The following is a 13,718-nucleotide window of genomic DNA, read 5'->3' as shown; positions in this document are numbered from 1 at the left end:
GGTAAGGCATGAAAGTAAGAGCGCAAATCGGCATGGTGCTGAACCTGGATAAGTGCATTGGTTGCCACACCTGTTCAGTGACCTGTAAAAACGTCTGGACCTCGCGCGAAGGTGTCGAGTACGCCTGGTTCAATAACGTGGAGACCAAGCCCGGGGTTGGTTATCCCCAGGAGTGGGAAAACCAGAAGAAGTGGAATGGCGGTTGGAAACGCGATAAGAAAGGCAAGATCAAGCCGCGCATCGGTGGCAAGCTGCGGGTGTTGGCCAACCTGTTCGCCAACCCTGACCTGCCGGAAATCGACGACTACTATGAGCCGTTCGATTTTGATTACCAGCACCTGCATAAAGCCGGGGATAAAAAGCACCAGCCTACCGCTCGGCCATTTTCGCTGATCTCGGGTCAAAAAATGGAAAAGATCAAATGGGGGCCTAACTGGGAGGAGCTGTTAGGCACCGAGTTTGAAAAACGTAAAAAGGATGTCAACTTCGAACAGGTGCAGGCGGACATCTACGGTCAGTTTGAAAACACCTTCATGATGTATCTGCCCCGGTTGTGCGAGCACTGCCTGAACCCGGCCTGTGTGTCTTCCTGTCCGTCCGGCGCCATCTACAAGCGTGAAGAAGACGGCATTGTTCTGATCGATCAGGACAAGTGCCGGGGTTGGCGCATGTGCGTCTCGGCCTGTCCGTACAAAAAGATTTACTACAACTGGAAGAGCGGTAAGTCCGAAAAATGTACCTTCTGCTATCCGCGTATTGAAGTGGGTCAGCCCACCGTCTGCTCGGAAACTTGTGTGGGTCGTATCCGCTATCTGGGCGTGCTGTTGTACGACGCGGATCGTATTGAAGAGGCCGCCAGCGTTGCCAACGAAGCAGATCTGTATCAGGCGCAGCTCGATATCTTCCTGGACCCGAAGGATCCGGCGGTGATTGCCGCGGCTCAGGCCGAGGGTATTCCCCAGGGATGGATCGACGCCGCCCAGAACTCGCCCACCTACAAGATGGCGGTTGAGTGGAAAGTGGCGCTGCCGCTTCACCCGGAATACCGCACTCTGCCCATGGTCTGGTATGTGCCGCCGCTGTCCCCGATTCAGAGTGCAGCCGAAGCGGGCCACGTGGGCATGAACGGCGAAATACCCGATCTGAAATCCCTGCGGATACCGATTCGCTACCTGGCAAATTTATTGACCGCTGGGGAAGAGCAACCGGTGGTGGAAGCACTGGAGCGGATGATCGCCATGCGCGCTTACAAGCGCTCCCAGCACGTGGACGGCGTCGAAGACCTGGATGTGCTCAAACAGGTCGGATTGAGCGTGGCTCAAGTGGAGGATATGTATCGCTACATGGCGATCGCCAACTACGAGGATCGTTTTGTGATCCCCACCAGCCACAGGGCCTACGCCGAAGATGCCTATGACATGAAAGGCGACTGCGGCTTCAGTTTCGGTAATGGCTGTGCGGACGGCACCAGCGAAACCAGCCTGTTCGGTGGGAACCGCGCCGGCGTTCGCCAGATTATTCCTGCGATCCTGCAGGATTAGGAGAAAGATTGATGAAAAGTTTACGCGTTATTTCTCTGCTGATGGAGTACCCCACGGCGGAGTTGATGGAAGCTCGAGGCGAGTTGAAGGCACTGGTCGCCCGCATGAACCTCAAGGGCAAGCAGCGCGATGGGTTGCTGGCCTTTGTCGAACAGCGCACCGAGGGCGATCTGATGGACTGGCAGTCCGAGTACGACGCCCTGTTCGAGCGCGGTCGGTCCCTGTCGCTGCTATTGTTCGAGCACGTGCACGGCGAGTCCCGGGATCGTGGCCAGGCCATGGTGGATCTGATGAACCAGTACCAGCAGGCGGGTCTGGCCATCGACGCCAACGAGCTACCGGACTATCTGCCCCTGTACCTTGAGTTTTTGTCCACCCAGGGGCCGGATAATGCCAGAGCGGGGCTGCAGGAGGTGGAGCATATTCTCGGTCTGCTCGCCGCTCGCCTGAAAGAGCGCGAGTCCAACTACGCCGCCCTGTTCGAAGCGCTGCTGCACTGGTGTGGGGATCGGGTCAACATCGAGCAGATCCGCGAACAAGTCGCCGGCGAAGCTCGCGACGATACGCCAGAAGCCCTGGATAAAGTGTGGGAAGAAGAGGCCGTCACCTTTGGTCCGGACGCGCAGGCCGATGGCTGCAACGTTCAATACCGGCCGGACTCCGGCCAGCGGCGGGATCAGGAGCAGATACTGAACCTGATGGACCCTCAACCCGTACAAAAGCATCAGGAGGCATGATGTCCACTTTTCATCTATTCGCTTTTGGCATCTACCCCTACATTGCGCTGGCGGTGATGTTTATCGGTACCTGGGTCCGCTATGACCGGGAGCAGTACACCTGGAAGGCCGGTTCCAGCCAGTTGCTGGAAAAGAAATGGTTGCGTATCGGTAGCATTCCCTTTCACATTGGCATTCTTGGTATTTTCCTTGGGCATCTGGTGGGGCTCCTTACACCGTTGGAGGTGTGGCATTTCCTGGGTGTCAGTGCCAGCGCCAAGCAAATTTTGGCGGTTGTGGCCGGGGGGCTCTTTGGTGCGCTCTGCCTGTTCGGTCTGGTGGTGCTCACCTTGCGTCGTCTGTTCCACCCGCGGATACGCCCCAATAGCCAGCCGATGGATATCGTGGTGCTGTTCTTGTTGTTGGGGCAGTTGTTGTTGGGGTTGGCCTCCATTTTTATTTCCGTCGGTCACCTGGATGGTGCGGTAATGCTGCAGTTGATGCACTGGGCCCAGAGTATCTTCCTGCTGCGCGGGCTGACTGGTGCTGAGTACATTGTGGATGTGCACTGGATCTTCAAGGCGCATCTGGTGCTGGGGTTGACCATCTTCCTGCTGTTCCCCTTTACCCGACTGGTGCATTTGTTGAGCGTGCCGGTGAAGTATTTGGGTAGAAATTACCAGGTGGTTCGCCGCCGCACTCGAGCCTCCATGTAGGAAATGCCATGATTACCGTCAACCAAACGCAAATTCCCGAAGACAAAGTGCTCGCGGAAATGCAATACCACCCGGCGGAGTCCCGCCGGGACGCCATGTTCAAAGCGGCTGAGTCCCTGATCATCGGCGAGCTGTTTCGACAGCGCGCCAAAAGCCTGGGCATTCCCGTCAGTGATGATACTGTGGTGAGCTCCGATGAAGATTTCATCGAGGCTTTGATCGAGAAAGAAGTCGCCATTCCCGAGGCCACGGAAGAAGACTGTCGGCAGTACTACAAGGCGAATCCAGCGAAGTTTGAAACCTCTCCACTGCTCGAAATCAAGCATATCCTGTTGGCTGTCCCCAAGGAGGACGATGCGGGCCGGGCCGAGGCCAAGGTTCGCGCCGACGCGCTGTTGGATATCGTTAAAGGTGGCGCTGATTTCGGTAAGCTTGCCCGGCGGGAGTCCGCCTGCCCGTCAAAAGAAACCGGGGGCAGCCTTGGGCAGATCAGCAAGGGGCAAACCGTGCCGGAGTTCGAGCGCCAGGTGTTTGCCGCCGAGCCGGGCCTGATGCCTCGACCGGTGGAGAGCCGTTACGGCTATCACCTGGTCTATATCGAACGCAATATTCCCGGCCGACCTTTACCTTATGAAGAAGTCGCTGAACAGATTGCGGATTACTTGAATGAGAAAGTGCGGCGTAAGGCCATAGCGCAGTACATTCAGGTGTTAATCGCCGAAGCGGAGATTGAAGGTTATGACTTCGAGGTGGATGGTTCTCCATTGATGCAGTAAAAACTATTGAATCTCGTTCGATAGAGGTTGACGGGAGATAACGGCGGATGCGCTTCGCTTATCCGCCCTACATAAGGTTGGCCCTACGTAAGGTTGGATAGGGCGGGTAAGCGAAGCGCATCCGCCATCATCCTCCCTCAAGGCTCACTCTGCGCCGTATGTTTCAACCGCAACCTGGCCCGTAACCAGCGGGCTAGAATATCCACCCCGATATTCAGCAGCGCGGTAATCAGGATCAACACCATCGCCCGATCAAAGCGGATCTCCTGAATCGCGCTGTCCACATAGAAGCCCAGGGTGGCAATCCCCAGAATGCCGAGAATCGCGGTCTCGCGCATAATGATTTCCCAGCGATAGAACAGGAATGCCAAAAACGGGCCGTACAGCCGGGGCGTAAGCTCGTAAGCGTAGCGCTCAATGCCCGTGGGCGCGTCCGGGCGCAAGGTAACGTCGTTGGAGCGCCGCCCGATGAGGTGCCCAATGATGCCGCTGTTGTGCACGGCGAGCGCGATGACCGCGGGCAGCATTGAGGGTCCCCAGAGTTGCAGCAAAATAAAGGCGAGCAAATACTCAGGCGTGGAGCGCAACACCACCAGCACGGTATGGCCCAAGGGGCCGGTGAGGCGATTGGTAAAGTGGCGTGATCCGAGGGGGTAAAGTAATAGCGTCAAAACACCGGTGAGCACCAATGCGATCTGGGTCAGGACCAGCGTGTTCCAGATGCCCGGCAAGGCTTCGGTGCTGAGCAGTTCCACCAGCCAGGGGCCAAGCTCGGACCAGCCTTCACCGCCGCGCAGAGGGGCCGGCACAATATCCTCGGTAAAGAAGCGAGTGACGTTTTGCCATCGGATCGGCAGGCCGCTGCCGAGTAAAAACGGTGCGACCATCAAGTAGAGCGGCACGAGCTTCGGGCGTACCCAAAGGCGCAAAGTAGTGATCAGTACGTAGAACAACAGCAGCAGGGCGCCCACCGCCGAATAGTGGCCTTGGGCGAAGGCGGACTCCAGGTAAAACCCCAGCGTCGGCATACCGACAAAGCCGAGTACGGCGCTGGAGCGCAAACCGCACTCCAATCGGTATGAGGTATAGGTTACCAACTGGGGCCAGGCCTGACTGACTCGGGTGTAAAGCAGCGCAATGATTTTGCCGGTGCCGAAAGGCAGCGTATCCCGCGGCTGAGGATCGGTCTCCTCCAGAATCTCGGCGTAGACTTTGCCAAAGACGCCGGCGTAGGGGATGGCGATCGCCAGCACACCGGTCAGTGGGTGCAAGCCAAAGAACTGTAGGAAGATCAACGCCCAGAACAGTTCATGGATGGCCCGAATAAAGGCACAGAAGGTACGGACGATGCGCGAGCCGAAGACCATCGCGAGCGCGAAGCCGCTGGCTGCCCCTAATCCAACGCCCACGAATGCAAACGCCAGGGTCCGTACCAATGCCTCGGCCAAATAATCCGTTCGGGTAAGGTCGGGTGTCAGCAAACCGGAGAAGAGGCGAGCGAGCTCGCCCCAGGGGTCGTGTGCGCTGATCGTCAGGTCGGCGAAAAACGCACACACGACCGCCAGGGCAACAAACCACAAGCTGGTACTTACGCTGGCCGATCGCCTCATAATGCCTCTGATCAGTACAGCGAAAGCAGGTCTGAGGCCTGCACACGGTGAGTGGGTTGGTCCAGGGCAATACCGCCATCGGCGATGCCCACCACCCGGTCAGAAAAGCGCAATGCCAAATCCACGTCGTGCATGGCCAGAACGGCCGTCTGGTAGGTTTGGGTGAGTGCGCCGAGAACCGTTTCCGCCATCGGACCGTCCAGCGCGGAGGCGGGTTCATCGGCCAGTAAGACCTCACCCGCCTGATAAATCGCCCGGGCAGCGGCCACGCGTTGGCGTTGCCCGCCGGAGAGTTCACCGGTGGCACTCCAACATTTGTGGTCTATGCCCAGGGTTTGGAGCACCGGAAGGATCTGGGCCACATCGTGCCGGTAGGGTCGTACGAGCGTAACGAGGTTATGCCAACTGGAACGCTGGGCAAGGCCCCCCATGTAGACGTTGTGGTACACACTCAACGTCGGCACCAGGCCCAGGTCCTGCGGCATAAGCGCAACGCCCCTGGAGCGCCAGTGCTGGTGCATCAGGCTTAAAAGGGTGGATTTGCCCGCGCCGCTTTTTCCGACGAGGGCGATGGTTTGTCCCCGCACCAGCTCCAGGCTCAGCGGGCCGAGTACTTGCAGGTCGCCGTAGCGGGCGACCACTCCGTCCAGAGCCAGTGCTGTCATTCGTCGATCAGGCCAATCTGTTTGGCGACATCCTCAATGATGGCATAGTCGCTGTTGTCCGCAGGAATAAACTTGGAGCGGGGGAAGCTCTCCAGCAGTTTTGGGTCATCCATGTTCAATAGTGCCTTGCGTACCTTGTCGGTAAAACCTTTGCCAAAACGTTCATCGACGTCGCCGCGAATGGTCCATTGATAATCGGGGTAGGGCGGTGTTTCCCAGATGACATTGACCTCGTCGGTGTCGATGTTGCCGGCCTCTACCTCGTTTTCCCAGACGGTGTAGTTCAGTGCGCCCAGTTGATAAGCGCCAGTGGCCACCAGAGAAGCGGTGCGGCTGTGGTTGCCGCTGAAGCCCACTTTGTCGAAAACTTCTTCCGGTGCCGCGTCGTAGGTTTTGCGGAGGTAGTACTCCGGCATCAAACGCCCTGAGGTGGAGCCCTTGGAGCCGAAGGTAAAGGTCATGCCCTTCAACTCTTCGGTCAGGCCCGAGCCCGGCTTCAGCCCGGTGCTTTTGTGGGCGATAAAGTAAGTGACGAACTCGGCATCCTCCGCGCCCTGGGCCAGGGCCTGAGAGCCGGGTACCCGGGCTCGGGCCTGCACTCCGGAGAGCCCACCGAACCAGGCCAACTGGACCTGGTCGTTGCGAAAGGCGCTCACAGCCGCCGCATAGGACTTGACCGGTACGAAGCGCACGTCGACATCCAGCTCTTCCTGCAAATAGTCGGCAACAGCCTGGAAGCGCTCGCGCAGGCGGGTTTCATCCTCATCCGGAATGGCGGTGAAAACAAACGTCTGGGCGCTGGCGCCGAGGGCGACCAGGCAAAGCGTCAAGCAAAAAGCAATGCGTCCTAACATGAGATGTCCTCTTTCGATGGCGATAAAAACTCAGCCGGTATGGTACCGGATTTGATCAATCGGCGTCGGCAACCGCTCGGGTGTGCTGGCGACGGAGGATCGTGCTAACCTTTTTCGAGCGATTTTATCTGTCTGTACCCAAGGAATCCGTTTGAGCCACTCACCCCTCATCGCCTTGATTACCCCTGCCGCCCCGGGGTCCCGCGCCGGGAACCGGGCGACAGCGACGCGCTGGGCCCGGCTCCTGCGCTCGCGGGGTTATCGCGTCTGTCTCTATATACCGGATGATGTCCCCGACGGAATACCGACCCCAGACCTGATTCTGGCGCTCCACGCCTGGCGCAGCCACGACGCACTCAAAGCCTGGAAGCGGGCTTACCCGAAGTGCCCTGTCATCCTGGCACTGACGGGGACCGACGTGTATCGGTTCCAGTATAGCCATCCCCAGGCGGTATACGACAGCATGGACAAAGCCGATCTATTGATCGGGTTACATGACTGCCTGTCGGAGAATCTGCCGCAGCGGTACATGAATCGCTTGCGGGTGGTCCACCAGTCGGCCGAACCATTGCCGCCCGGCGCTCCCAGACCCGGCCATCGCCGTTTCGAGGTGTTGGTGGCCGGACACCTGCGGGAGGAGAAGGACTCTCTGCGAGCCGCCTATGCGGTTCGGGACGTGCCTTCTGAGTCTCGCCTGCGGATCGTTCAGATGGGGGGCGCCCACAATGACAAGTGGGCGCAGGCGGCGCGCGAGGAGATGGCGGGCAACCCGCGCTACCGATGGCTCGGCGATCAGCCGCACTGGCGCGTGCGCCAGGCGATGAGTCGGGCACGGTTGATGGTGATCAGTTCCCGTATGGAGGGGGGCGCCAACGTCGTCAGCGAAGCCTGCGTAGCGGGGCTGCCGGTGATCGCCTCCGATATCCCGGGGAATCGAGGCTTATTGGGGAGCGATTACGAGGGCTACTATCCGGTTGGGAATACCGAAGCGCTGCGCGACTGCCTTCTGAAGGCTGAACGCTCTCCAGAGTGGCTGGAACACTTGGGCCGACAAGTGACCGCTCGCGCCCCGTTATTCTCGCCCGCCAGAGAAGCGGCACGCTTGGCAGAGGTCGTGGCGTTGGTAATGGGGGCAGGCTGGCCCCCGGAGAGCGCGTAAGCTACCTCAGGTACCATTCGGGGTGACGCTCTGAGCCGAGAATGGTCTCCAGCGAGTAATGTTGGGCTTCGTCCTCATTCAACTGGTGGGACCAGGACGCCCGCTGCTGGGGCGCGGCACCGGGGCCGCGACTGTTGTGCTCGGCGTAAAAGCTCTGTCGCTCAGCCTCGGGGTTGGACCAGTTGTGCCAGCCCTCGGGGCGGATATGCTCGCCCATCTGGGTATTGATAAACACGGTTTGCGCGTAGGTCCGCCAGGGGCGACCCAGGTAGACGGACTCGACACCGGTGTTCGCGGTCAGTGTTGCATCGAAAAATACCAGGCCGTGTTCCACACCTTGTGGCGTAGAGGCGGCGGTGATGTAGGAGTCCGCCAGGGAGTGAATCTGGCAGCCGTCGAACACTGCGGTGGCGCGCCCGAAAATAAAATCGGTGGTGCCTTCGATATAGCAGTTCTTGAAGTACTGCTTTTTCCCCTCGCCAGTGGCGTACACCGTGTCCTGATGCCCGAGAAACCGGCTGTTATAAAAACTCACCCGATCGGCGTTGATCGCCAACGCCACAGCCTGGCCCACAGGGCCGGCGGTGTTGCGAATGGTCAGGTTCTCGCCGTGAAAGTCGTCGCCGTTGATCTGCACCGTGGGTGTGTGGAAGGTGCTGTTTCGCCCCTTGTTCACTTGCTTGAAGTGACTGCCCCAGGTAATGACCGTGCCCTCAACGCTTTCGCCGATGAGTGAGACCATCGGATTCCATTCATACACTTTGACGGGCTCGTGGTAAACGCCGTTTTTTACGTGAATGGTAATGCGTTTGTCCGGGAAGGCTTTGGTGGCATCAATGGCGGCCTGGATGCTTTCAAAGTCGCCGCTGCCGTCCTGGGCAACGGTCATTTCATAAACAATCTGAGCGTGACTGGAAACGGGCAACGCCAATAGCAGCGCCAGGAGCAGAACAACTCTCATGGTTTAACGTCCTCGGGTTGATGATTTCTTGTTTTGTGGTGGTTGTAGGACGATCAGTATAGAGGGTTTCCGCCAGTCGTTCGAACGCTCGCCCGGTGAAGTCAGAACCTGATCCCTCTCAGACGAGCGGCTTCCTCCACAACAATCGCGTGACGGCGGGCCAGCGCGACCCGGTCGTCGTCATAGCCGCCACCGATGACGGTGGCCACCGGAATGCGCCGGCGCAGCAGCTCGCTCAGCACCTGCCGGTCCCGTTCGCGGATGCCGGCTTCGGAGATGTTCAGGCGCCCGAGCGGGTCGCCCCGAAAGACATCCACCCCGGCATCGTAGAGCACAATATCCGGTTTGACCCTGTCCAAAACCTGATGCAGCGTTTCCATCACGATGGTCAAGTAGGGCGCATCATCCAAGCCGTCTTCGAGGGGCACATCCAGATCGCTCTGCTGTTTCACAAAGGGAAAGTTGCTCTCGCAGTGAATGGAGCAGGTGAAGGCTCTGGGTTCGTTTTTGAGCAGGGCGGCGGTGCCGTCGCCCTGGTGGACGTCGCAATCGAAAATCAGAACCCGCCCCACACCGCTTTGATGGAGAAGCACCTTCGCGGCGATGGCCAGATCGTTGAGAATACAAAACCCCGACGCGTGATCGTATTGGGCGTGGTGAGTTCCGCCCGCCAGGTGGCAGGCCAGGCCGTGATGCAGGGCCAACTGGGCCGCCAGCACCGTGCCCGAAGGCGCAATCAGAGTGCGCTTGACCAGCCCCTCGCTCCAGGGCAAATTCATTTGCCGGTGTTCCTGCGGCGTCTGCTCCCGGTTGATGAAGCGGGCGAGGTAATCCGGGCAGTGGGTCTGATTTAACCACAGGGGTTTGCTGCGCCCGGGCCTTACCCCGTTCTCCCGTGTGAGTAGGCCTATGTCCCGCAAATACTCCGCCAGCAAACCGAACTTCGCCATGGGAAAGCGGTGCTTCTCCGGAAAGGGAAAGCTGTAGTCCGGGTGGTACACCAGAGGCAAGTGGGTGGAATTCGGCATTGTGGGGGAACGGGCTCTTATTCGGGTTTCGCTCAGCCAAACAGCTCAACGGCCAGGCTCAGGGATACGAGCGCAAGAATAAGAGAGATGCCTTTCCAGAACAATACCGGGTCCCGTTCCAGCAGCGGGGGTTGGGTTTTCTGAACATAGCGGGGGTTGGGGTGCTCCAGGTCGTAGACGAACTCCGAGAGCGCATCGTAGCGTTTGAACGGGTCGACGCTCAGCGCCCGTTTGAGCGTCTCATCCACCCACAGAGGCAGGGCGGGGTTGTGGGTCAGGGCCGACTGGTAGCGCAATTTGTGCTGATCGGCCCGGGTGCGGGCCTTGGCCACCTGGGTGCCATAGGGCAACTCGCCGGTAAGCAGTTGATAGGCGAGCACAGCCAGGGAGAACTGATCGGCTCTCGGGGTGGGGGGCTCCCCCACAAAATATTCGGGCGCCGTGTAGGCCGCCGTGCCCAGGATCTCGTTGGTCTGGGTTTTCAGCTCCGCGAGGCCGGCGACGCGTGTGGAGCCGAAATCGATGATTTTTACCGTACCCGAGTCGTCGATCATGACGTTGGCCGGGCGCAGATCCTGATGCAGCATTTCGAGCCGGTGAAAAGCCCTCAGGCCCTTGGCGATCTGGGCCACCAGGTCTCTTACCTGCGGTAGCGACGGCGATGGGTTGTCGCGTGACCATTGCTGCAGCGTCTGCCCCTCAATATATTCGGTGACCGTGTACAGGTGTTGCCGGGCCCGGTTGGGCAGGCAGGGTTTGAGAACATGAGGGCTGTCGATGCGCCGGGCGATCCACTCTTCCATCAGAAACCGCTCCTGATGGGCGTCGTCTTGCTGAAGGTCCGTCGCCAGGGTTTTCAGAACGAGGCTTTGTTCGGTTTCCAGGTCTTTCACCAGATAAACGTGACTGCGGCTGCTGGCGTGCAACTGCCGCAGGATAAGGAAACCTTCGAATGTCATACGAGCGCTCAGCGACGGCGGGAAGGGCAGGTGTTTCAGGTCCCGGACCATCTCGGACTGGTCACCGCCGGGTACGCCATCCACACGGACCAGTTGCGCGGTAATATTATCGTCACTGCCGTTTTCATAGGCCTGCTCCCCAATGCGCTTTGCCGCCTCGTCCAAATCCCCGTCACACTCTGTGAGCGTGTTGAGTACCGCCTGTTCACTGACGAACTCGTACACCCCGTCCGAGGCGAGCAGAAAGGTGTCGCCTTTCTCCAGCGCCAACGTCTGGTAATCCATTTCCAGGTGGTGATTGATCCCCAGCGCCCGGCTCAGATAGCTCACCTCTTTTGACACCCAGAGTCGATGGTCCTCCGTCAACTGCTCCAGTCGCCCCCCACTCACCCGATAGATTCGAGTGTCACCAATATGGAACACATGTGCTGTGGTGGACTTGAGAATCAAGGCGCTGAATGTACAGACGTAACCCCGGTCCATGTCGTAGCGGTACTGACTTTGGCGGGTCTGAGCGTAAAGCCAGGAGTTGGTGGCCATGAGCACCCGTTGGGCCGCCTGCTTGACCGACCAGGTTTCCGAGGTGCAATAGTAGTCCGCGAGGAAGCTGCTGATGGCGGATTCACTCGCGATCTGGCTGACATCGCTGCTGCTGATGCCGTCCGCCAGCGCCACGACAATGCCCTTGGTGGTGCGGTGGGGCTCCTTGGGCAGATAGGCCCCGTGAAAGTCCTGATTGAGCGCCTTGCGCCCCCGATGGGTGTATTGCCCCAGACGAACGGTCAATGAGTCAGTCATAAACAGAAAAGCCACCGCCCCGACGCGAGGGCGTCGAGGCGGTTGGCATCAGCTCCTTTTAGCGCCTGCTTCAGGACAGGGCGCGTTGCGGGGCGGTGCGCACGTGAGTGGAGTAGAGCGTGAGCCCGGTGAGCGCCAAACCACCGATCAGATTACCCAGCACCACCGGAATTTCGTTCCAGATCAGATAATCCATGATGGAAAAGTTACCGCCCAGAATCAGGCCGGAGGGGAACAGAAACATGTTCACCACCGAGTGCTCAAACCCCATCGCAAAGAACAGCATGATCGGCATCCACATGGCGATGACCTTACCGCTGACCGTGGTGGAAATCATGGCGCCGACAACGCCGAGGGACACCATCCAGTTACACAGAATGCCGCGAATGAAAATGGTCGCCATACCGCCGGCGCCATATTCTTTGTAGCCGACCGTCCGGCCCTCACCAATTTCCCCAATAATCTGACCGACCTTATCGGGTTCTGTGGAGAATCCGTACGTAAAAACTATTGCCATCAGAAATGCCACCGTCAGGGCGCCCGCGAAGTTCCCGCAAAAGACCACGCCCCAATGCTTGAGAATTCGCGGCCAGGTGATCCCCGGCCGGCGATCAAACCGGGCCAGCGGCGTCAGCACGAAAACGCCGGTCAGCAGGTCGAAGCCCATCAGATACAGAATACAGAAGCCCACCGGGAAAAGCGCAGCGCCCACAATGGGGTAACCGGTTTGCACGGAAATGGTCACCGCAAACACCGCGGCAATCGCCAGAATGGCACCGGCCATATAGGCACGGATCAACGCATCTCGAGTGGACATATACAACTTGGCTTCACCGGCGTCCACCATCTTGGTGGCGAACTCCGAAGGCAATAAATAAGACATAGCGAGCCCTGATTTCAATCAATGAATGGAAGTGGCACTCCAGAAGAGCGTCCTGTTTGTGGTTAGGGCTAACGCAAAAAGTGAACCAGATGCCCCGATTTTTTTGTAAGTTATTGAAAAGGCAATGTTTATACTGATTTTTGCAAGCGCCTGGAGATGGTGGTCAGCAACCATTGGGCTTTTCTTTGGTGCGTTTCGGATTGGCGCTTGAACATTAATGGGGCAAAAATCACATTCATTGGGGGACGAAGGTGCACCATATTGTGGCTCCGGCGGCGTGCACTGCGCCCCTTTGTAGTGCTGGCCGGGAGCGTACCGTCAAAGGCTGCTATCCTTATGCCCGTGAACCGTCAACCACCGGCCGAGAGCAGCAACCCAGAATGCAGCCACAGAAACAAAACGCCCACGTTGGTATCGTTCTCGCCGCCGGCCAATCCACGCGCTTCGGCAGTGACAAACGCCGTGCCCTCCTGCGAGAAGGGCAAACCCTCCTGCACGCCACCCTGAGCCTCGCCCAGCGTCACTTCGGTCATGTCATAGTCGTGCTCGGCCCCAAGGACAAAAGCCTCCCCCTGGAAATACCAGAGGCGATCACCATCGTTTACGCCCCTGAAACACAGGCTGGGCTGGGCACCAGCATCTCCAGCGCCTTCCAACACCTACTTGAGACAAATCGTGAGGCCCAAACCGCCGCCGTCCTGCTCGGCGACATGCCGTGGATTCAGTGGGATACCGTCGAGCGGTTAAAACAGAACGCCACCGCCTCGACAATCGTACGCCCCCTCTACCATAGCCAAGTTGGACACCCGGTGTTTTTTGGTAAAACCTTCTGGAAAGAATTATCAGAACTTTCCGGGGATGACGGCGCAAAGTCAGTGGTTCAGAGGCACCGAGAGAAGTGCGAGCTGATTGAGGTTGACGATGTTGGGGTTTTGAAAGACGTAGATCGTCCGGGGGATTTGAGGCGTTGATGTTTGGTTTATACAGGTCGTGTTTGACGGGCTTAAAGGAAGCCTTTTGCCGGATGCGGCTGCGCCTTATCCGGCCTACGC

Annotated in this window: 13 protein-coding genes; 6 read left to right on the top strand and 7 right to left on the bottom strand. The window is 58.7% G+C overall.

Features of this window, described 5'->3' with window-relative positions; genetic code table 11:
• The first annotated feature begins 8 nt into the window (after window positions 1-8).
• From narH to G547_RS0107965, 4 genes are read left to right on the top strand one after another with little or no spacing between them, the layout of a single operon-like run.
• On the top strand, window positions 9-1,541 hold the full coding sequence (gene narH, locus G547_RS0107980; RefSeq protein WP_027329404.1) for a nitrate reductase subunit beta: 1,533 nt from the start codon (window positions 9-11) through the stop codon (window positions 1,539-1,541).
• An 11-nt stretch (window positions 1,542-1,552) separates the two neighbouring features.
• Window positions 1,553-2,278: a nitrate reductase molybdenum cofactor assembly chaperone gene (gene narJ / locus G547_RS0107975; RefSeq protein WP_027329403.1), complete on the top strand. Its 726-nt coding sequence runs from the start codon at window positions 1,553-1,555 to the stop codon at window positions 2,276-2,278.
• A complete protein-coding gene (gene narI / locus G547_RS0107970; RefSeq protein ID WP_027329402.1) occupies window positions 2,278-2,973 on the top strand; it encodes a respiratory nitrate reductase subunit gamma in 696 nt (231 codons plus the stop codon). The genes narJ and narI overlap by 1 nt, the downstream gene beginning before the upstream one ends.
• Window positions 2,974-2,981: 8 nt before the next feature.
• Window positions 2,982-3,749 carry a peptidylprolyl isomerase gene (locus tag G547_RS0107965; protein ID WP_027329401.1) on the top strand — a complete coding sequence of 256 codons (768 nt, stop codon included), beginning with the start codon at window positions 2,982-2,984 and terminating at the stop codon, window positions 3,747-3,749.
• A gap of 137 nt (window positions 3,750-3,886) precedes the next feature.
• Here G547_RS0107965 and G547_RS0107960 read toward each other — a convergent pair whose 3' ends face one another.
• The 3 genes from G547_RS0107960 to G547_RS0107950 are packed head-to-tail and all read right to left on the bottom strand — an operon-like array spanning window position 3,887 to window position 6,878.
• Window positions 3,887-5,359, bottom strand: coding sequence for a PhnE/PtxC family ABC transporter permease (locus G547_RS0107960; protein ID WP_027329400.1), 1,473 nt, complete (start codon window positions 5,357-5,359; stop codon window positions 3,887-3,889).
• 11 nt (window positions 5,360-5,370) lie between these two features.
• On the bottom strand, window positions 5,371-6,024 hold the full coding sequence (locus tag G547_RS0107955) for an ATP-binding cassette domain-containing protein (protein WP_027329399.1): 654 nt from the start codon (window positions 6,022-6,024) through the stop codon (window positions 5,371-5,373).
• Complete coding sequence (locus tag G547_RS0107950) at window positions 6,021-6,878, bottom strand: putative selenate ABC transporter substrate-binding protein (protein WP_051235053.1); 858 nt, start codon at window positions 6,876-6,878, stop codon at window positions 6,021-6,023. Before G547_RS0107950 ends, G547_RS0107955 begins: the two co-directional genes overlap by 4 nt.
• 151 nt (window positions 6,879-7,029) lie before the next feature.
• On the opposite strand from G547_RS0107950, the gene senB reads away from it, so the two are divergent.
• Window positions 7,030-8,037 (top strand): selenoneine biosynthesis selenosugar synthase SenB, encoded by a 1,008-nt coding sequence (gene senB / locus G547_RS0107945; protein ID WP_211224527.1) that lies wholly within the window; start codon window positions 7,030-7,032, stop codon window positions 8,035-8,037.
• 1 nt (window position 8,038) lies between these two features.
• Here senB and G547_RS20615 read toward each other — a convergent pair whose 3' ends face one another.
• The 4 genes from G547_RS20615 to G547_RS0107925 form a co-directional block, all read right to left on the bottom strand.
• Entirely contained in the window at window positions 8,039-8,998 is a 960-nt protein-coding gene (locus G547_RS20615) for a pectinesterase family protein (protein ID WP_051235051.1), read from the bottom strand.
• 101 nt (window positions 8,999-9,099) lie between these two features.
• Complete coding sequence (locus tag G547_RS0107935; RefSeq protein WP_027329396.1) at window positions 9,100-10,026, bottom strand: histone deacetylase family protein; 927 nt, start codon at window positions 10,024-10,026, stop codon at window positions 9,100-9,102.
• A gap of 32 nt (window positions 10,027-10,058) precedes the next feature.
• The gene (locus G547_RS0107930; RefSeq protein ID WP_027329395.1) at window positions 10,059-11,783 is read right to left on the bottom strand and encodes a bifunctional protein-serine/threonine kinase/phosphatase; all 1,725 of its coding nucleotides are present in this window, start codon (window positions 11,781-11,783) and stop codon (window positions 10,059-10,061) included.
• Between the two features lie 70 nt (window positions 11,784-11,853).
• Window positions 11,854-12,666: a formate/nitrite transporter family protein gene (locus tag G547_RS0107925; RefSeq protein ID WP_027329394.1), complete on the bottom strand. Its 813-nt coding sequence runs from the start codon at window positions 12,664-12,666 to the stop codon at window positions 11,854-11,856.
• A 380-nt stretch (window positions 12,667-13,046) separates the two neighbouring features.
• Between G547_RS0107925 and G547_RS0107920 the strand changes: the two genes are divergently transcribed.
• Window positions 13,047-13,637, top strand: a complete 591-nt coding sequence (locus tag G547_RS0107920; RefSeq protein WP_027329393.1) for a nucleotidyltransferase family protein — start codon at window positions 13,047-13,049, stop codon at window positions 13,635-13,637.
• Window positions 13,638-13,718 lie beyond the last annotated feature (81 nt).

Origin of the sequence: Marinimicrobium agarilyticum DSM 16975, assembly GCF_000423345.1 — a bacterium.
In the GTDB taxonomy this organism is placed as follows: domain Bacteria; phylum Pseudomonadota; class Gammaproteobacteria; order Pseudomonadales; family Cellvibrionaceae; genus Marinimicrobium; species Marinimicrobium agarilyticum.
Note: the sequence above shows the minus strand (reverse complement) of the source record. Positions and strands in the feature narration are given on the sequence as shown.

Excerpts from the sequence above, each read along its gene's own strand:
- G547_RS0107965 (WP_027329401.1), top strand. The coding sequence starts at position 2,982 with ATGATTACCGTCAACCAAACGCAAATTCCCGAAGACAAAGTGCTCGCG.
- narH (WP_027329404.1), top strand. The coding sequence starts at position 9 with ATGAAAGTAAGAGCGCAAATCGGCATGGTGCTGAACCTGGATAAGTGC.
- G547_RS0107955 (WP_027329399.1), bottom strand. The coding sequence starts at position 6,024 with ATGACAGCACTGGCTCTGGACGGAGTGGTCGCCCGCTACGGCGACCTG.
- G547_RS20615 (WP_051235051.1), bottom strand. The coding sequence starts at position 8,998 with ATGAGAGTTGTTCTGCTCCTGGCGCTGCTATTGGCGTTGCCCGTTTCC.
- G547_RS0107935 (WP_027329396.1), bottom strand. The coding sequence starts at position 10,026 with ATGCCGAATTCCACCCACTTGCCTCTGGTGTACCACCCGGACTACAGC.
- G547_RS0107960 (WP_027329400.1), bottom strand. The coding sequence starts at position 5,359 with ATGAGGCGATCGGCCAGCGTAAGTACCAGCTTGTGGTTTGTTGCCCTG.
- G547_RS0107930 (WP_027329395.1), bottom strand. The coding sequence starts at position 11,783 with ATGACTGACTCATTGACCGTTCGTCTGGGGCAATACACCCATCGGGGG.
- narI (WP_027329402.1), top strand. The coding sequence starts at position 2,278 with ATGTCCACTTTTCATCTATTCGCTTTTGGCATCTACCCCTACATTGCG.
- G547_RS0107925 (WP_027329394.1), bottom strand. The coding sequence starts at position 12,666 with ATGTCTTATTTATTGCCTTCGGAGTTCGCCACCAAGATGGTGGACGCC.
- narJ (WP_027329403.1), top strand. The coding sequence starts at position 1,553 with ATGAAAAGTTTACGCGTTATTTCTCTGCTGATGGAGTACCCCACGGCG.
- G547_RS0107920 (WP_027329393.1), top strand. The coding sequence starts at position 13,047 with ATGCAGCCACAGAAACAAAACGCCCACGTTGGTATCGTTCTCGCCGCC.
- G547_RS0107950 (WP_051235053.1), bottom strand. The coding sequence starts at position 6,878 with ATGTTAGGACGCATTGCTTTTTGCTTGACGCTTTGCCTGGTCGCCCTC.